The sequence below is a fragment of the Trujillonella humicola genome (assembly GCF_046233715.1).
Taxonomy (GTDB): Bacteria; Actinomycetota; Actinomycetes; order Mycobacteriales; family Geodermatophilaceae; genus Trujillonella; species Trujillonella humicola.
The window spans coordinates 1-18,569 of the sequence record NZ_JBJNRJ010000078.1 but is presented as its reverse complement, the minus strand read 5'-3'; the positions used below and the strand labels follow the sequence as shown (position 1 = coordinate 18,569).

At 75.1% G+C, this 18,569-nt stretch carries 13 protein-coding genes; 10 read left to right on the top strand and 3 right to left on the bottom strand.

Features of this window, described 5'->3' with window-relative positions; genetic code table 11:
• The first annotated feature begins 202 nt into the window (after positions 1 to 202).
• The 7 genes from pgfA to ACK586_RS23730 all read left to right on the top strand — a co-directional run bounded on the left by pgfA (position 203) and on the right by ACK586_RS23730 (position 12,886).
• A complete protein-coding gene (pgfA, locus tag ACK586_RS23760; protein WP_409332998.1) occupies positions 203 to 1,168 on the top strand; it encodes a cell envelope lipid trafficking protein PgfA in 966 nt (321 codons plus the stop codon).
• A gap of 19 nt (positions 1,169 to 1,187) precedes the next feature.
• Complete coding sequence (locus ACK586_RS23755; protein ID WP_409332997.1) at positions 1,188 to 5,405, top strand: alpha-(1->3)-arabinofuranosyltransferase domain-containing protein; 4,218 nt, start codon at positions 1,188 to 1,190, stop codon at positions 5,403 to 5,405.
• 17 nt (positions 5,406 to 5,422) lie between these two features.
• On the top strand, positions 5,423 to 6,676 hold the full coding sequence (locus ACK586_RS23750) for a glycoside hydrolase family 183 protein (RefSeq protein WP_409332996.1): 1,254 nt from the start codon (positions 5,423 to 5,425) through the stop codon (positions 6,674 to 6,676).
• Positions 6,677 to 6,760: 84 nt separating this feature from the next.
• Positions 6,761 to 8,080, top strand: a complete 1,320-nt coding sequence (locus ACK586_RS23745) for an MFS transporter (protein ID WP_409332995.1) — start codon at positions 6,761 to 6,763, stop codon at positions 8,078 to 8,080.
• A gap of 60 nt (positions 8,081 to 8,140) precedes the next feature.
• On the top strand, positions 8,141 to 9,760 hold the full coding sequence (locus tag ACK586_RS23740; RefSeq protein WP_409332994.1) for a gluconokinase: 1,620 nt from the start codon (positions 8,141 to 8,143) through the stop codon (positions 9,758 to 9,760).
• Positions 9,761 to 9,775: 15 nt separating this feature from the next.
• Positions 9,776 to 11,257, top strand: a complete 1,482-nt coding sequence (locus ACK586_RS23735) for a GntP family permease (RefSeq protein ID WP_409332993.1) — start codon at positions 9,776 to 9,778, stop codon at positions 11,255 to 11,257.
• A gap of 54 nt (positions 11,258 to 11,311) precedes the next feature.
• A complete protein-coding gene (locus ACK586_RS23730) occupies positions 11,312 to 12,886 on the top strand; it encodes an FMN-binding glutamate synthase family protein (protein WP_409332992.1) in 1,575 nt (524 codons plus the stop codon).
• 68 nt (positions 12,887 to 12,954) lie between these two features.
• On the opposite strand, the gene ACK586_RS23725 is transcribed toward ACK586_RS23730, so the two are convergent.
• The 3 genes from ACK586_RS23725 to ACK586_RS23715 form a co-directional block, all read right to left on the bottom strand.
• Positions 12,955 to 13,575: an FMN reductase gene (locus ACK586_RS23725; RefSeq protein ID WP_409332991.1), complete on the bottom strand. Its 621-nt coding sequence runs from the start codon at positions 13,573 to 13,575 to the stop codon at positions 12,955 to 12,957.
• A complete protein-coding gene (locus ACK586_RS23720) occupies positions 13,572 to 14,732 on the bottom strand; it encodes an LLM class flavin-dependent oxidoreductase (protein WP_409332990.1) in 1,161 nt (386 codons plus the stop codon). Before ACK586_RS23720 ends, ACK586_RS23725 begins: the two co-directional genes overlap by 4 nt.
• An 83-nt stretch (positions 14,733 to 14,815) precedes the next feature.
• Complete coding sequence (locus ACK586_RS23715) at positions 14,816 to 15,511, bottom strand: TetR/AcrR family transcriptional regulator (RefSeq protein WP_409332989.1); 696 nt, start codon at positions 15,509 to 15,511, stop codon at positions 14,816 to 14,818.
• A gap of 159 nt (positions 15,512 to 15,670) precedes the next feature.
• On the opposite strand from ACK586_RS23715, the gene ACK586_RS23710 reads away from it, so the two are divergent.
• The 3 genes from ACK586_RS23710 to ACK586_RS23700 all read left to right on the top strand — a co-directional run bounded on the left by ACK586_RS23710 (position 15,671) and on the right by ACK586_RS23700 (position 18,424).
• Positions 15,671 to 16,543, top strand: coding sequence for an amidohydrolase family protein (locus ACK586_RS23710; RefSeq protein ID WP_409332988.1), 873 nt, complete (start codon positions 15,671 to 15,673; stop codon positions 16,541 to 16,543).
• Positions 16,510 to 16,947: an amidohydrolase family protein gene (locus tag ACK586_RS23705; RefSeq protein ID WP_409332987.1), complete on the top strand. Its 438-nt coding sequence runs from the start codon at positions 16,510 to 16,512 to the stop codon at positions 16,945 to 16,947. The genes ACK586_RS23710 and ACK586_RS23705 overlap by 34 nt, the downstream gene beginning before the upstream one ends.
• Before the next feature lie 205 nt (positions 16,948 to 17,152).
• A complete protein-coding gene (locus tag ACK586_RS23700) occupies positions 17,153 to 18,424 on the top strand; it encodes an amidohydrolase family protein (RefSeq protein WP_409332986.1) in 1,272 nt (423 codons plus the stop codon).
• Positions 18,425 to 18,569 lie beyond the last annotated feature (145 nt).

The window sequence follows — 18,569 nt, the reverse complement described above, 5'->3', positions numbered from 1 at the left end:
TCAAGCGCATGATCGCTCGCGAGCTCTACTACGTCCTACGACCGACAACACCCACCGAAAACCTCGCCTCGGCCGCTTGACGATCCATAGGAGCATCCCCGGACGGCTCGTCGGCGGACGGCTCGTCGTCGGCCGGCGGGGCCCGCCCGGGCGGTACGGTGGCGGGGTTTCCACGGTCGGGCACGGCAGCGAGAGGACCTGCATGGGGGCACGTGTCGTCGGGCTGACCCTCGTCGGTCTCGGGGGCTGCGCCCTGTCGGTCGCGGTGCTGGTGGGCACCTGGCTGGCGGCCGAGCCGCCGGTGCTCGCCCTGGACGAGTCCTACCGGACCGAGGCCGTCGGCCAGGTCACCTACCTCGACCCCGCCTCGCTCGCGGTCCGGACCGGGAACGAGGTGGTGGTGTCGGTGCGCGTGCAGGGGGACGCGGCGTCCGGGGACGCCGGCGACGCCACCGCCGTGTGGATCGCCGAGTCCAGCACCGAGGACGCCGACGGGACGCTGGTCGCCACCACGACGACCGTCGCCTGCCTGGACCGCCGCAGCGTCGAGGCGCGCGGGTGCGCCGCCGCCTCCGTCGACGGGTCGCCGGTGCAGCTGAGCGGCCTGGTGCTGGCGTTCCCGCCGGGCACCCCCGCCCGCGACCTGGACGTCTGGGACGGCACGACCGGTCAGGCGCTGCCGGCCCGGTACGCGGGGACCGAGCGGTTCCGGGGGCTCGAGGTCCTCCGGTTCGAGCAGGAGGTCCCCGAGCAGGTCGTGCGGACCGTCACCGTGCCCGGCGCGATCACCGGGGGCGGGGCCGGGTTCCTCTCCGCCGAGGTCGTCCACCGGAACAGCCGCACGCTGCTGGTCGAGCCGGTCAGCGGCGTGGTCGTGCGCACCGAGGAGAGCCCGGTGACGGTGCTGCGGGGTCTCGACGGCGCCGCCGGCCCCGTCCTGCTGTCCGGCACGCTGACCACGTCGGAGGAGTCGGCCGCCGACGCGGTCGGCCGGGCGCAGGAGGTCCTGGACCGCCAGCGGCTGCTGGGCGCCGTCGTGCCCTGGACCGCCGGGGGCTCCGGTGCCGCCCTCACCGTCCTGGGCGTCCTGCTCGTCGTCCGGAGCCGCCCGGCGGCCGCCGCGCAGGTGGAGGACGAGCCCGCCCGGGTGCCCGTCCCCACCGCCTGACGGGGGAGTCCGCCCCGCCATGGCGACGATGGTCACCGGCACGCCCGCCGGCCCCGGGACCCGGGACGCCCCGGCCCCGCGGCGGTCGCGCGCGCCGCTGCGGACGTGGGGCGGCCGGCTGCTCGGGCGCGGGTGGCCGGCGCTGGTCTGCCTCGGGTTCGTCGTCCTCGCGATGCTGCAGGCGCCGGGACGGATCGTCGGGGACACCAAGCTGGACCTCGCCGTGGACCCGCTGGGCTTCCTGAGCCGGGCGCTCACGCTGTGGGAGCCGCTGGGCTCGGCCGGCCAGGTGCAGAACCAGGCGTACGGCTACTTCTTCCCGATGGGCCCGTTCTTCGCCCTCGGCGACCTCGCGGGGCTGCCGCCGTGGGTGGTGCAGCGGCTGTGGTGGGCGGCGCTGATGAGCGCGGCCTTCCTCGGGGTCGTGGCGCTGGCCCGCCGGCTGGGGATCGGCACGCCCGGGACGGCGGCGGTCGCCGGGATCGCCTACGCGCTGGCACCCCGGATGCTGACCGCGATGGGGGAGACCTCGGTCGAGCTGCTCCCCATGGCCCTGGCACCGTGGGTGCTGGTGCCGCTGGCCGGGGCGGCGCGGCACGGCCGGGCGCGGCGGGCGGCCGCGCTGTCGGGGCTCGCCGTCCTCTGCGTCGGCGGGGTCAACGCCGTGGCCACCGCGGCCGTGCTCCCGCTGGCCGCGCTCTTCCTGCTCACCCGGCCCCCCGGGCCGCTGCGCCGCCGGCTGGTCGGCTGGTGGGCGGCGGCGGTCGCCCTGGCATCGGCGTGGTGGCTCGGGCCGCTGGTGCTGCTGGGGCAGTACAGCCCGCCGTTCCTCTACTACATCGAGAACGCCCGGGCCACCACCGGGCCGACCGACGTGCTGAGCGTGCTGCGCGGGACGTCGCACTGGATCGCGCAGATGGCCACCCCGGCCGGACCGGAGTGGCCGGCGGGGTGGGTGCTGGTGCACGGGGTGCTCCCCGCCGCCGGCACCGTGGTGCTCGCCGCCGCCGGGCTGGCGGCGCTGTGCTCACGGACCCTGCCCGAGCGGCGGTGGCTCGTGCTCGGCCTGCTGACCGGCGTCGGCCTGGTGTCGCTCGGGCACCTGGCCGCCGTCGAGGGGCTGTGGGCCGGACCGCTGCACGACGCCCTCGACGGCGCGCTCGCGCCGCTGCGCAACCTGCACAAGTTCGACCCCGTGCTCCGGCTTCCCCTGGCGCTGGGCCTGGCGCACCTGGGCGCGGTGCTGCTGGGGGCGGCGCGCCGCCGCGCCGTGGACCCCGCCGTCGGGCGGCGCCGGTCGCGGCTGGTGCGGGGCGGCTCGCGCGCCGTCCTCGCTGCCGTCGTCCTGGCGCTGGTCGCCACGGTCTCCCCGGCGCTGGCCGGCCGGCTGGCGCCCCCGGACGGGTTCTCCGAGGTGCCCGGCTGGTGGCAGGAGACCGCCGAGTTCCTCGCCGCCGAGCAGCCCGCCGGGCGGGCGCTGCTCGTGCCCGGCTCCTCATTCGGCACCTACCAGTGGGGCGGGGCCAACGACGAGGTCCTCCAGCCGCTGGCCGAGTCCGCCTGGGACGTGCGCAGCTCCATCCCGCTCAGCCCCGAGGGCCACATCCGGGCGCTCGACGCCATCGAGGAGCGGCTGGCGCTGGGGACGGGCTCGGCCGGGCTGACCCGCTTCCTGGCCCGCGCCGGCATCTCCCACCTGGTGCTGCGCAACGACCTCGACACCGGCGACGCGCGCTCGACCCGCTCGGTGCTGGTGCGCCAGGCGCTGGCCACGTCGCCGGGCATCACCCCGGTGGCGTCGTTCGGGCCGGTCGGCACCGCCGCCGCCGTCGGCGACGGCCGCGTCTACGACGCCGGGCTGGACCTGCCCGCGCCGGCGATCGAGGTGTACGCCGTCGAGGACCCGGCGCCGCGGGCCTGGACGGCGCCGCTGTCGCAGGCGGTGACGGTCCTCGGCGGCCCGGAGGCCGTGCTGTCGCTGGAGGACCGCGACCTGGTCACCGGCCGCCCGACGGTCATGGCCGGCGGCGACGTGACGGCCGGCCCGCCGATGGTCACCGACGCGCTGCTGCGCCGGGAGCGGAGCTTCGGCCGGCTGGACGGTGCGACCTCCGGCGGCCTCACCGTCGACGACCCGCTGCGGCTGGACGCCCCGGTCCGCGACTACGTGGTGCCGCACGCCGCCTCCGCCGAGAGCGTCGTCACCTACATCGGCGGCACCCCCACCGCGTCGAGCTCGGCCTCGGACCCCGACGGCTTCGTGGCCACCCGCATGGACACCCAGCCGTGGTCGGCGGTCGACGGCGACCCGACGACCGCCTGGCGGCCCGCCCCGTGGGACGAGTCCGGCGAGGCGCCGTGGTGGCGGCTGACCACCGAGCGCCGGTTCGCCGCGAGCACCGTCGTCCTCTCCCTGGGCGTGGAGCCGGGCGTCGCCCGGCCGGCCGAGCTGCGGCTGACCACCGACACCGGGTCGGTGACCGTGCCGGTCGAAGACACCGGCGAGGAGCAGACCCTCCCCCTGCCCGAGGGCTACACCGGCACGCTCACCATCTCCGCGACCACGCCCGACCAGCCGGAGGCCCTCGCGATCGCCGACGTCCGCATCCCCGGCGTGAGCGTCGCGCGGTCGGTGCGGGTGCCGCGGGCCGACGCCCCGGTCACGGCGTACGCCTTCTCCGCCGAGCGCGGCCGCACCGGGTGCGTGACCGACCCCGACGGCACCCCGTACTGCGCGGGCGCCCTGGTCACCGGCTCCGAGGAACCGGTCTTCCTGGACCGCACCTTCACCGTGGAGGCGTGGGCCGACTACGGCCTCCGGGCGACGGCGGTGCCCCGGCCCGGCGCGGCGCTCGACGCCCTGCTCGGCTCGCTGCGCGGCAGCGTGGCCGTCACCGGCAGCAGCTCGGCCGTGGCCGACCCGCGGGGCAGCCCGGTCGCGGCGGTGGACGGCGACCCGGACACCGCGTGGGTGGCCACCGGCGACGACCGGGCGCCCAGCCTCACGCTGACCTTCCCCGAGACGCGGACCGTCGACTCGCTGCGCGTCGTGTTCACCCCCGGCCTCGCGGCCGCGCGGCCCACCGCCGTCACGGTCGACGACGGCGGCGGCCTGACCCGCAGCGTGCGGCTGGCCGACGACGGCACCGCCACCTTCGCGCCGATCGTCACCGAGCGGCTGACCGTCACCTTCGACCTGCCCGACGAGCTCCGGTCGGTCGACCCGGCCACCCGCTGGCAGCAGCGGCTGGGCGTCGGCGTCAGCGAGCTCGAGGTCGGCGGGCCGAACCCGGTGACCGACCCGCAGACGCCGGTCCTCCTGCCCTGCGCGAGCCGGCTCGGGCCGACCATCCGGGTCGACGCCGCGGTCATCCAGACCGAGGTCATCACCACCGTCGGCGAGCTGGCGACCGGGCAGCCGATCCGGATCAAGCCCTGCGACGCCATCCCCGCGCTGCGGCTGCCCCCGGGCGACCACCGGGTCCTGGCCCGCAACAGCGAGAGCCTGGCCGTCGACTCGATCACCTTCACCCGCTTCGGCCGCGGCGTGAAGGAGGGCCCCGGCGTGCGCGAGCCGGCCGAGCTCACCCGCTGGGACGCCGAGCACCGGGTGGTCGAGGTCGCGGCCCGGGACGAGCCGACGCTGCTCGTCGTCCCGGAGAACACCAACCCCGGCTGGACGGCGTCGCTGGACGGCGAGCCGCTGCGGGCGGTGACCGTCGACGGGTGGCAGCAGGGCTACCTGCTTCCGGCCGGCCCGGCGGGGACGGTGCGGCTGGACTACCCGCCCGGGGCGGACTACCGCGCGGTGCTCGCCGCCGGTGCCGGGGCGGTGGGGCTGCTGGTCCTCGTGGCGGTGGTGCCGGACCGGCCGCTCCCGGCCGGCGGGCGGCGCGGCCGCCGCCGGACGCGCGCGGGTGCGGTGCTCGCCGGGGTGGTCCTCGTGGCGGCCGCCGTGCTCGGCATCGCGCTGACCGCTGGGCCGTTCGGCCTGGCGGCGCTGGGCGGCCTGTGGCTGGCCGGCCAGTGCAGCGGCCGCGCCCGCCCGGCGGTGCTCGCGGCGCTGGCCGCCGGGGGGATGCTGGCCGCCGGGGGGATGCTGCTCGCCGAGCCGGACGGGACGGCGACCGGGCAGCAGGTCGCCGCCGTGCTCGCCCTGGCCGCGGTGGTGGCCGCCGTGCTCCCGGTGGTGCCCCTGCGCCGGAGGGCCGCCGGGAGCACCGGCGGGTCGCCGTGATCGGGCACCATGGGGCCGTGTCCCGCCGCCGCGCACTCCTGCTGCCCGTCGTCGGGCTGCTGCTGGCCGGCTGCCTGCGGCTCGAGGCGCCGGCCGCCGAGGAGCCGGGCGGGCCGGACGAGCCGCCGCTGCTGGCGGTGACCCCGGGGGAGGACGCCGGCACGGCGACGCTGGACCCGGAGTGCCCGCCGCCGGTACCGGGGGAGACCTCCACCGCCGAGGACTGGAACGAGGCGTTCGACGAGCTGGACCTGCGCTACTGGCAGTCGGCCGACCTCGGCGCCAGCGCGATGCTGAGCGACGGCCGGGTGGTGTGGCTGTGGGGGGACACCATCCGCGCGGAGGAGGTCATGCCGGAGCTGCCGCGGATGGTCGACAACTCGATGTTCGTCACGTCCGGCACCTGCATCTCCCAGGTGACGACCGAGTCGCGCGGCCCCATCCTCCCGCGGGACCCGAACCAGCTGACCATCTGGCCGATGTCGGTGCTGCGGCTGGACCCGCGCCCGGGGGACGCGGCCGACGTGACCGACGTCGTCGTCGTGTTCTGCTCCCGCGTGCAGCGCGGGGACCGGATGTGGGACTTCGTCGTCCGCGGGACGACGGTGGCCGTGTACACCGTCGGCGGCGACGGGGTCCCGCAGCTGGCCGAGGCGGCGCAGCTCACCCCGGACACGCCGGACCTCAGCTCGATCCACTGGGGCGCGGGCTCCGTCCTCGACGGCGACTGGATCTACCTCTACGGCACCCGCCACACCGGTGAGGCCTACACCTACGGGCACGAGCTGTTCGTCTCCCGCATCCCGACCGACCGGTTCATGGACGGCTCGGCGATCGAGTACTGGGACGGCGCGGACTGGCAGGCCGAGCCGTCGCGGTCGGCGCCCGTGCTGGGCGCCGTCGAGGGGGTCTCCCAGACCTTGTCGGTGGACCTGGTCGACGGCCTGTGGGTCGCGTACTCCAAGCTCGGCGGGGACATCGAGGACGTCGCGGCCCTCTGGGTCTCCGACCGGCCGGTCGGCCCGTTCACCGTGCAGCCGGTGCTGGACTCGCCGGGCGGGATGCCCCCCGCCGGGCAGGACCCGGACGACGAGGAGGTCGGGTACCTGCAGTACACCCCGCTCGCCCACCCGGACCTGCCGACCGAGCCCGGCCAGATGCTGGTCGCGGTGTCCCGCAACGTCACCGACTACGAGATGCTGCTCGACACCCCCCAGCTCGGCCGCCCGCTGTTCGCCGAGGTACCCCGCCCGGGCTCGCCCCGCCCCTGACCACCCGCCCTTGACCGCCCCGCCGGTGGGCGGGGTCACCGGCGCGGCGGGAAGATCGGCGGCGTGCGGAGCGTCGGAGGAGGGGTGACGCCTCCGACGGCCGCCCGCGCCTACGCCGTCTGGCTGGTCGCGCTGGCCGCCTACGTGGTCGCCGTCTTCCACCGCGCGTCGCTGGGCGTCGCCGGCCCCGAGGCCCAGGAGCGGTTCTCCGCCGGCGCGTCGGCCGTCTCGCTCTTCCTCGTGCTGCAGCTGGCGGTCTACGCCGGCATGCAGGTGCCGGTCGGCGTGGCGCTGGACCGCTTCGGCTCCCGGCGGCTGGTCGTCGCCGGCGGGGTGACGATGGCCGCCGGTCAGCTGGTGCTCGCCCTCGCCACCGACGTCCCCACCGCCGTCGCCGCGCGCGTCCTGGTGGGCGCCGGCGACGCCATGACCTTCATCAGCGTGCTGCGGGTGATCGGGGCGTGGTTCCCCGGACGCACCGTCCCGGTGATCACGCAGCTCACCGGCATCCTCGGGCAGCTCGGCCAGGTGGCGGCCGCCGCCCCGCTGGTGGCGCTGCTGCACGGGGTGGGCTGGCAGGACACCTTCCTGGGCGCGGCCGCCGTCGGCCTCCTCGTCGCGGTGCTCGTCCTGGCCACGCTCCGCGACGTCCCCCCGGGCACCGTCCGGCCGGCCCCGCCGGACCTCGCGGCCGTCCGCGAGGGGCTCGTCGCCACCTGGCGGGAGTCCGGCACGCGGATCGGGCTCTACACCCACCTGGTCACCCAGTTCTCCGGCACGGTGTTCGCGCTGCTGTGGGGCTACCCCTTCCTGACCCGCGGCCAGGGTCTGGCGCCCGGCGCCGCGGCGGCGCTGCTCACGCTGCTCGTCCTGGTCGGCATGGTCGTCGGGCCGGTGCTCGGCCGGCTGTGCGGGCGCTGGCCGCTGCGCCGCTCGACGCTGGTCTTCGCGATCCTCGGCGCGACCGTGGCGGTGTGGACCGTCGTGCTGCTGTGGCCGGGCCGGGCGCCGCTGCCGCTGCTGGTCGTGCTGGTCGTCGTCCTCGGCACCAACGGGCCCGGCTCGATGATCGGGTTCGACTACGCGCGGACCTGGAACCCCGTCGAGCGGCAGGGCAGCGCCAGCGGCGTGGTGAACGTGGGCGGCTTCGTGGCCTCGCTGCTCACGATCCTGGCCATCGGTGCCGTGCTGGACCTGCTGACCCCGGGCGGCTCGGCCGCCTACGACCTGGACGCCTTCCGGGCCGCGTTCGCCGTCCAGTACCTCTTCTGGGCCGTGGGGACGGTCGGTGTGATCCGCCACCGCCGGCTCCTGCGCGCCCGGCTGGCGCGCGACGGCGTGGTGCTCGCGCCGCTGCACGTCGCCGTCGCCGCCCGGCTGCGCGGGCGGTCGGTGCCCCGCTGAGCTGCGGTCGCGCGGCCGGACCGCGCCCCCCATGATCTCGGGTGGCGACGGGAGGCCGGTGTGGACGTGGTGGTCGGGCTGGACGCGGGCACGACGGCGACCAAGGCCGTCACCGCCGGCACCGACGCGCGGGTCCGGGACCTGGTCAGCGTCGGCTACCCGCTGCTGGTGCCGGCGCCCGGCCGGGCGGAGCTGGACGCCGGCCGGCTGGCCGCCGCGGCGGTCGAGGCGCTGTCCGGCGTGGCCGCCGCGGCGCGCGCCCGCGGCGACCGCGTGGTCGGCATCAGCCTGAGCGCCGCCATGCACGGCCTGCTGCCGATGGACGGCGACGGGCACCCGCTGGGCCACCTGGTCACCTGGGCCGACGACCGGGCCGCCCGGTGGGCCGCGGCGCTCGTCGCCGACGGCCGCGCGGCGGGCCTGCACGAGCGCACCGGCACGCCCGTCCACCCGATGTCGCCGCTGCTGAAGCTGTCGTGGGAGCGGGCCCGGGACCCCGAGGGCATCCAGCGGGTGCCGCGCTGGGGCGGGGTGAAGGAGCTGCTGCTCGCCACCCTCACCGGGGGACCGCACGCCCTGGACCGCTCCTGCGCCTCGGCGACCGGGCTCTACGACATCCGCGCGCAGCGCTGGGACCCCGAGGCGCTGGAGATCGCCGGCGTGCGGCGCGAGCAGCTGGGTGAGGTGCTGCCGACGACGACCGTGCTGCCCGGGCTGCGCGCCGACGTGGCGGAGGCGACCGGGCTGCCGCGCGACACCCCCGTGATCGCGGGGGCGTCCGACGGCACGCTGGCCAACCTCGGGGTCGGGGCGGTGCGCCCGGACGTCGCCGCGGTGTCGCTGGGCACCAGCGGTGCGCTGCGCGTCGTCGTCCCGGCGCCCACCGTGGACCCGGGCCGGCGGCTGTTCTGCTACGCGCTGACCGACGACGCGTGGGTGGTCGGGGGCGCGGTCAACAACGGCGGCTCGGTCGTGCGCTGGGCCGCGGAGGCGTTCGCCGCCGGTCGCGGGGACCCCGGCGAAGGCGGTCCCGGCGGCGGGGACCTCGAGGGGGAGGCGGCCGACGAGCTCGACGCCCGGCTGGTCGCCGAGGCGGCGGGCGTGCCCGCCGGCAGCGCCGGGCTGCTGTGCCTGCCCTACCTGCTGGGCGAGCGGGCGCCGTGGTGGCGGTCCGGCCTGCGGGGCGCCTACCTGGGGCTGCGCCGCGAGCACCGCCGGCCGCACCTGGTCCGGGCCGCCGTGGAGGGCGTGTGCCAGCAGCTGGCGCTGGTCCGCGACGCGTTCGGCGCGGCCGGCCTGCCGGTGCGGGAGGTGCGGGCCACCGGCGGCGCCGTCGCCTCGGACCTGTGGGTGCGCACGCTGGCCGCCGCCCTCGACCTGCCGGTGCGGGTGGCGGACTCCCCGGAGGGCACCGGCCTCGGCGCCTGCCTGCTGGGCTGGCACGCCCTCGGGCACCTGCCGGACCTGGACGCCGCCACCGCCCTGGTCGACGTCTCCGGGCCGGTGCTGCCCGACCCGGCCGACGCCGCGCTCTACGGCCGGCTGCGTCCCCTCGTGGAGCGGTCGACCGGAGCCCTGGCCGACGTCCTCACCGACCTCGACGCGCTGGACGACACCCCCACCCATCCCGTCGGCGACGGCCCCACCCACCCCACCCACCCCGCCCGCAGCGCGGGCTGAGCCCGAGGAGAGTCCATGCCCGAGGTCGAACCCGCGCTCGGTGCCGGGCCGCTGCTGCTCATCGCGGCCGGCGGCGTCGCGCTGCTCCTCGTCCTCATCATGAAGTTCAAGCTGCACGCCTTCCTCGCGCTGATCCTGGTCAGCCTGGTCGTGGCGCTGGCGGCGCAGGTGCCGCTGGAGGACGTCGTCGACACCCTGACCGGCGGCTTCGGCGCGACGCTGGCCAACGTGGCGCTCCTCGTCGGGCTCGGGGCGATGCTGGGCCGGCTGTTCGAGCACAGCGGCGGGGCGCAGGTCCTCGCCGACACGCTGATCCGCCGCTTCGGCGAGCAGCGGGCGCCGCTCGCGCTCGGGGTGGCGGCCCTGCTCTTCGGGTTCCCGATCTTCTTCGACGCCGGCCTGGTCGTCTTCCTGCCGATCGTCTTCACCGTCGCCCGCCGGCTGGGTGGCTCGCTGCTCACCTACGGGCTGCCGGTCGCCGGTGCCTTCGCCGTCATGCACGCCTTCGTCCCGCCGCACCCGGGACCGGTCGCCGCGGCCGAGCTGGTCGGCGCGGACATCGGCCTGGTGCTGGTCTACGGCCTGCTCATCGGCGTCCCGACCTGGTTCGTGGGCGGCTACCTGTTCGGCACGTGGGCCGGCCGCCGGCACCACGTCGACGTCCCGCCGCCGGAGGACGGGGACGCCGACGGCGAGCCGGCGCCGGCCCAGCCGCCCTCGCCCGGCGGCACGGTCGCCGGCACGGCCCCGGGGGTGGCCGCCCCCTCCGGTGGTGCCCGCACCCGCACCGAGGTGCGGCGGGCCGCCCCGCCGGCCTTCGGCACCGTGCTCGCGGTCCTGCTGCTGCCGATGGTGCTGATCTTCCTCAACACCGGCACGAGCACCCTGGTCACCGCCGGTGCCCTCGACGAGGAGTCCACGCCGGTCCGCGTGGCGCAGCTGGTCGGGGCCACCCCGGTCGCCCTGCTCATCACCGTGCTGGTGGCCCTCTGGGTGCTCGGCCGCCACCGCGGGGACAGCGCCGCCGAGGTGGAGTCGGTGGTCAACAGCGCGCTCGGCCCGGTGTGCGCCATCATCCTGATCACCGGTGCGGGCGGCATGTTCGGCGCGGTGCTGCGTGCCAGCGGCATCGGCGACGCGCTCGCCGACGTCCTCAGCGACATCGGGCTGCCGGTCATCGTGGCGGCCTTCGTGATCTCGGTGCTGCTGCGGGTCGCCCAGGGATCGGCGACCGTGGCGCTGACCACCGCCGCCGGGCTGATCGCGCCGGTCGTCGAGGCCAGCGACTCGCTGACGGCGTCGGACCTGGCGCTGGTCGTCATCGCCATCGCCGCCGGGGCCACGGTGCTCTCGCACGTCAACGACTCCGGCTTCTGGCTGGTCAGCCGGTTCTTCCGGATGGACGAGAAGACGACGCTCAAGACCTGGACGGTGATGGAGACGCTGCTCGGCACGATCGGCTTCGTGCTGGCGTTCGTCCTGAGCCTGTTCCTCTGAGGGCCCAGGTGCGCTCCACTGGCCCCGGCGCGGCACGGCGAGCACTGTGACGGCATGAGAGGACTCGCCCGCGCCGCCGCGGCCGGCCTCGGCGCCCTCGCCGCCGTCGCCGTCCGGGACCTCGTCCAGCGGCAGCACGCCGTGCTGCGCAACTACCCCGTCGTGGGGCACGCCCGCTACCTGCTGGAGCGGATGGGCCCGGAGATCCGCCAGTACCTCGTGGCCGGCAACGAGGAGGAGCGGCCGTTCACCCGCGACCAGCGCCGGTGGGTGTACGCCTCGGCCAAGCGGCAGAACAACTACTTCGGCTTCGGCACCGACAACGACCTGGAGCACACCGCCGGCTACCCGATCATCAAGCACAAGACCTTCGGTGCCACCGTCCCGCCGTCGCACCCGGCGTCGGCGACCGACGTCCCGCTGCCCTCGGCCAAGGTGCTCGGCGGGCCGCGGGGGCGGCGCGGGGCGTTCCGGCCGGCCTCGGTGGTCAACGTGTCGGCCATGAGCTTCGGCTCGCTCTCGGGGACGGCGATCGAGGCGCTCAACCGGGGGGCCGCGCTGGCCGGCTGCCTGCAGAACACCGGTGAGGGCGGGCTGTCGGTGCACCACCGGCACGGCGGCGAGCTGGTCTTCCAGATCGGCACCGCGTACTTCGGCTGCCGCGACGAGCAGGGCCGCTTCGACCTGGCCCGGCTGAAGGACCTGGTCGCCGGGGCGCCGGTCCGGGCGCTGGAGGTCAAGCTGAGCCAGGGCGCCAAGCCGGGGCTGGGCGGGGTGCTGCCGGCGGCGAAGGTCTCCCCGGAGATCGCCGCGGCCCGCGGCGTGCCGGTCGGCCAGACGTGCGTCAGCCCCTCGCGGCACGCGGAGTTCCGCGACACCGACAGCATGCTCGACTGGGTGGAGCTGCTGGCCGCCGAGACCGGGCTGCCGGTGGGGATCAAGGCGGCCGTCGGGGACATGGGCTTCTGGGAGGAGCTCACCGAGCTGATGGCCACCACCGGCCGCGGGGTCGACTTCGTGACCATCGACGGCGGGGAGGGCGGCACCGGGGCGGCGCCGATGGTCTTCGCCGACTCGGTGTCGCTGCCCTTCCAGCTCGGCTTCACCCGCGTGTACGCGACCTTCGCCCGGCGGGGCCTGCAGGAGGAGGTGACGTTCATCGGCGGCGGCAAGCTGGGGCTCCCCGACAACGCCGTCGTCGCCTTCGCGCTGGGCTGCGACATGGTGAACGTCGGCCGCGAGGCGATGCTGGCGATCGGCTGCATCCAGGCGCAGAAGTGCCACACCGACACCTGCCCGACCGGCGTGGCCACGCAGAACGCGTGGCTGGCCCGCGGTCTGGACCCGGAGCTGAAGTCCGTGCGGCTGGCCAACTACGTGGCCACGCTGCGCCGCGACCTGGTCAAGGTGGCGGAGGCGTGCGGTGTCGAGCACCCGGGCCTGATCGGGACCGACGCGGTGGAGCTGCTCGACGGGCGGACGTCGGCCACCCCGCTCGGGGTCGTCTACGGCTACGAGCCGGGCTGGGGCCTGCCCTCGGCCACCGACCGGGCGGCGATCGCGTCGCTCATGCGCGGCGAGGCCCCGCAGGGCGGCTCGGCCCCGGCCTCGGCCGACGCGATGGCCTGACGCCCCGAGGGGGGCAGAAGTGCGGTTCTGCCCGGGGCAGAACTGCACTTCTGCCCCCTCGGGGCGGGTCAGGTGCCGCGGAGGAGCTGGTCGAAGGGGACGAAGTCGGTGAACGGATCCGCCGGGGCCCGCACCGCCCGGACGGGCCGGCCGGCGACGAGGCCGGCCAGCTCGTCCGCGGCCCGCTCGATGCGGGGGACCAGCGCGCCGCCGTCGCCGTCGGCCCAGTCCTCCGCCGCGGCGAACACCGCGGTGGGGACCGTCACGGCCCGCAGGTGGGAGAACAGCGGCCGCATCGCTTGCTCGAGCACCAGGGAGTGCCGGGCGCTGCCCGCCGTCGCGCCGAGCAGCACCGGGGTGCCGGTCAGCGCGTCCCGGTCGAGGACGTCGACGAAGGTCTTGAACAGCCCGCTGTAGGAGGCGCTGAAGACCGGGGTCACCGCGATCAGCCCGTCGGCGCCGGCCACGGTGTCGAGGGCCTCGCGCAGCCGGCCGGCCGGGAAGCCGGTGACCAGGTGGTCGGCCAGCTCCCGGGCGAGCTCGCGCAGCTCGACGACCTCCACCGTGGCGTCGTCCCCGCGCAGCCGCAGGGCCTCCGCGGTCGCCGCGGTGAGCCGGTCGGCCAGCAACCGGGTGGACGACGGCGTGCTCAGCCCGGCGCTGACGACGGCGAGGGTCCGGGTGCTCATCGGGCGGGCACCTCCACCGGGGGCTGCCCGGCGGTGCGGCCGGGAACGTCGTCGCCGGAGCCGTGCACGGTGGCCTCGACCGCCCCGCCGCGGGCCGCGACCCGCGACGCGTGCGTCGGTGCCTCGGGGACGTGGGCCGGCCGGAGCGCGGCGAACTCGCGGCGCAGCACCGGCACGACCTCCTCGCCGAGGATGTCCAGCTGCTCGAGGACCGTCTTCAGCGGCAGGCCCGCGTGGTCGACGAGGAACAGCTGGCGCTGGTAGTCGCCGACGTAGTCGCGGAAGCCGAGCGTGCGCTCGATGACCTGCTGCGGGCTGCCGACGGTCAGCGGCGTCTCCCGGCTGAACTCCTCCAGCGACGGGCCGTGGCCGTAGACGGGCGCCCGGTCGAAGTAGGGCCGGAACTCGGCGACGGCGTCCTGGCTGTTCCTGCGCATGAAGACCTGACCACCCAGTCCGACGATCGCCTGGTCGGCGTCGCCGTGGCCGTGGTGGGCGAAGCGGCCGCGGTAGAACTCGACCATCCGCTGGGTGTGCTCCTTGGGCCAGAAGATGTGGTTGGCGAAGAACCCGTCGCCGTAGAACGCGGCCTGCTCGGCGATCTGCGGGCTGCGGATGCTGCCGTGCCAGACGAAGGGCGGGACGCCGTCGAGCGGACGCGGGGTGGAGGTGAAGCCGTGCAGCGGCGTCCGGTAGCGGCCCTGCCAGTCGACCACGTCGGTGTCCCACAGCCGGCGCAGCAGCGCGTAGTTCTCCACCGCCAGCGGGATGCCGTCGCGGATGTCCTTGCCGAACCAGGGGTACACCGGGCCGGTGTTGCCGCGGCCCATCATCAGGTCCACGCGCCCGCCGGACAGGTGCTGCAGCATCGCGTAGTCCTCGGCGATCTTCACCGGGTCGTTCGTGGTGATCAGCGTCGTCGCCGTCGACAGCTGCAGCCGCGTCGTCCGCGCGGCGACGTAGGCCAGCGTGGTGGTGGGGGAGGACGAGAAGAACGGCGGGTTGTGGTGCTCGCCCAGGGCGAAGACGTCGAGCCCGACCTCCTCGGCCTTCTCCGCGATCCGCAGGACCGCCTGGATGCGCTCGGCCTCGCCGGGGGTGCGGCCGGTCGTGGGGTCGGTCGTGATGTCGCTGACCGTGAAGATGCCGAACTGCATCCGTCTCGCCCTCTTCGGTTGAAGTCTCAACTAAGGATGCGTGCAACGGGCCGGGCGGGAGGTCCATTCCGCCGCGCGGCGGATCAGCCGCCGGGGCGGGACAGCGCCCGGCGGACGATGTCGAGGAACTCCTCCAGCGGGATGCCGTCGGCGGACTCGGTGATCTCGGGGTCGGCCTGCGCCTGCGCCAGGACCAGCCCGCCGACGAACTGGGCCAGGTGGCGCGGCGTGCCGGCCCGGACGGTGCCGTCGCGCTGCCCCTCGGCGATCGCCTCGGCGTAGGCCTCGAGGACGGCGCGCAGCGAGCCGCGGTCGGCGGTGGCGCCGAGGTCGGCGGCCATCGACGACAGGGTGAGGCGGGCGTGCCGAGGGTGCCCGCGCAGGTCGTGGACGGCGGCGCGGGCCATGGCGACGACCTTGTCGATCCCGCTCGGTGCCGCCTCGGCCGAGGCCCGGAAGGAGTGGCCGAGGGAGGCGCCGTGCCGCTCCAGCGCGGCGGCGTACAGCGCGTCCTTGTTGCGGAAGAAGTTGTAGATGCTGCCGACCGAGAAGCCGCAGCCGGCGGCGATCTGCTCGAGGCTGGTGCCCTCGTAGCCCTGCTCGACGAACAGGCGCTCGGCGACGGCGAGGATCTCCCGCCGGCCGCTCTCCAGCCGTTCGAGGCGCCGGCGCTCGCGGGCGGCGGCCGCGGCCTCCCGCAGTGGAGCCCCGGATGTGGAGCCGACGGGCGGGGAGGGCTCGATCGAGGAGCGGGGATCGGCTCCCGGGGCTGCCGGCACGCCGCTCAGTCTGCCAGGGGCTGCGTCCGGCTGAGGAGCCCTCAGCGCGTTGAAGGTGACTCAGACCACCCAATAGGGTGCGGGCGTCCCGGCGCGGAGGCGCGCCCGGCCGGGTGTGGCCTGTCCCCTGGCCGCGCGCTGACGACGAGGAGAGATCCCGTGTCGAGACGGCTCGACTTCCCGGTGTTCGACGCCGACAACCACATGTACGAGACGACCGACGCCTTCACCAAGCACCTGCCGGCGGAGTACGCGGGCCTGGTCAAGTACGTGCAGGTCAACGGGCGGACCAAGATCGCGCTGAAGAACACCATCAGCGAGTACATCCCGAACCCGACGTTCAACAAGGTCGCCCCGCCCGGGGCGCAGGAGCTGGAGTTCCGGGCGAAGAACCCGTCGTCCAAGCACGTGCCGGTCGGCGGAGCGGGGCAGTACCTGGAGAAGAAGGCCGGCGACGAGAAGCTCGCCGGGATGCCGCCCAAGTACATCGAGTCGCCGCCGGCGTTCTTCAACCCGGCCGACCGGCTGCCGCTCCTCGACGAGCTGAACATCGACCGGGCGATCATGTGGCCGACGCTGGCCTCGCTGCTGGAGGAGCGGCTGGCCGGCGACCCGGACGCCACGCACGTGATGGTGCACGCGCTCAACGAGTGGATGCACGAGCACTGGACCTTCAACTACGAGAACCGGATCTTCCCGACGCCGGTCATCACCCTGCCGCTGGTCGACAAGGCCCTCGCCGAGCTGGACTACGTGGTGGAGCGCGGCGCGAAGGCGATCCTCGTCCGCCCGGCGCCGGTGCCCGGCTACAACGGCCGCCGCCGCTCCTTCGCGCTGCCGGAGTTCGACCCGTTCTGGGCGAGGGTCCAGGAGGCCGGCGTGCTCGTCGGCATGCACTCCTCCGACGACGGCCAGCAGCGCTACCTCAACGAGTGGGAGGGGCACGTCGGGGAGTTCCTGCCCTTCGGCAGAGGCCCTCGGGCTTCTCCACGATCCTCATGGCCCAGTACCGCGGCATCAAGGACACGGTGACCTCGATCGTGGGTCACGGCCTGGCCACCCGGTTCCCCGACCTCCGGTTCATGCCGGTGGAGAACGGCAGCGCCTGGCTGAAGCCGCTGATGACGACGATGGAGAAGGTCTACGGCCGCAACCCCGGCGCGTTCGACGAGGACCCGCTGGTGGCACTCAAGCGGTCGATCATGATCCACCCGTTCTTCGAGGAGGACATCCTCGGCGTGGTCGAGGCGATCGGCGCGGACAACGTCGTCTTCGGGTCGGACTACCCGCACCCGGAGGGGTTGCACGACCCGACGAGCTTCATCGACGAGATCGGCAGCCTCGCGGTCGCGGACCAGGCCAAGATCATGGGCGGCAACCTCAACCAGCTGCTCGGGTTCCCGGCCGACAGCGGCGCCCTGCCCGTCGCGGCGTGACCGTCCCGGCCGGGCCGCGGGCTCCGCGGCCCGGCGGGCGGACGTGCCGGAGCGATGGTTCGACAGTTTTGCGTGAATCACTTTCAGGACCTTGAAAGTGACTCAGTGCACCGATACGTTCGAGGCGCCGCTGTTCAGCCGCGCGACCCTCCAGATCCCCTCGCCCGGGTCTGGCGCGCGATCCGACCGATGAGGGAGGGGCCTCGTGGCCCGACGACTCGACTTCCCGGTGTTCGACGCCGACAACCACTTCTACGAGACCACCGACGCCTTCACCAAGTACCTGCCGGCCGAGTACGCGGGCCTGGTCAAGTACGTGCAGGTGAACGGGCGCACCAAGATCGCGCTGCGCAACGTGATCAGCGAGTACATCCCGAACCCGACCTTCAACAAGGTGGCGCCCCCCGGGGCCCTGGAGCTCGAGTTCCGCGCCAAGAACCCCTCCTCGAAGCACAAGCCGCTGAGCAACAAGACCGCGTTCGGCGAGGTGACGAACGAGGAGCGCAAGACCATCGAGGGCATGCCGCCCAAGACCATCGAGTCGCCGCCGGCGTTCTTCAACCCGGCCGACCGGCTGCCGGTCCTCGACGAGCTGGGCCTGGACCGCGCGGTCATGTGGCCGACCCTGGCCAGCCTCCTGGAGGAGCGCCTCGCCGACGACCCGGACGCCACGCACGTGATGGTGCACGCGCTCAACGAGTGGATGCACGAGCACTGGACCTTCAACTACGAGAACCGGATCTTCCCGACCCCGGTCATCACCCTGCCCGTCCTGGACAGGGCGCTGGCCGAGCTCGACTACGTCCTCGAGCGCGGCGCCAAGGCCATCCTCATCCGGCCGGCTCCCGTCCCCGGCTACAACGGCCGCCGCCGGTCGTTCGCCCTCCCGGAGTACGACCCGTTCTGGGCCCGCGTCCAGGAGGCCGGGATCGTCGTCGGCATGCACTCCTCGGACGACGGCCAGACGCGCTACCTCAACGAGTGGGAGGGTCGCCAGGGTGAGCACCTGCCGTTCGTGAAGAACTCGGGCTTCCACGCCCTGGTCTCGGCCGAGTACCGCGGCATCAAGGACACGGTGGCCTCGATCGTCGGCCACGGCCTGGCCACCCGGTTCCCCGACATCCGGTTCATGCCGGTGGAGAACGGCAGCTCCTGGCTCAAGCCCCTCCTCGGCACGATGGAGAAGGTCTACGGCCGCAACCCGGGCGCCTTCGACGAGGACCCGACCGTCGCGCTGCGCCGCTCGATCATGCTCCACCCGTTCTTCGAGGAGGACGTGATCGGCGTCATCGAGGCCATGGGCGTCGACAACGTCGTCTTCGGGTCGGACTACCCGCACCCGGAGGGCCTGCACGACCCGATCGAGTACATGAACGAGCTCGAGGGCCTGTCCGACGAGGACAAAGCCAAGGTCATGGGCGGCAACCTCAACAAGCTCTTCGGCTTCGCGGCCGACGACAAGGCGATCGCCGCCTGATGAAGGACCCCGCTGCCCCCCACGCCTCGCGAGCTCGGCGCGGGACCCTGCAGCGGGGCCACCACCGGTCCCTGGACGGGGACCGGATGCCGTGAGCCGGGGCGCGTCCGCACCACCCGAAGGCACCCCATATCGGACCGATCCC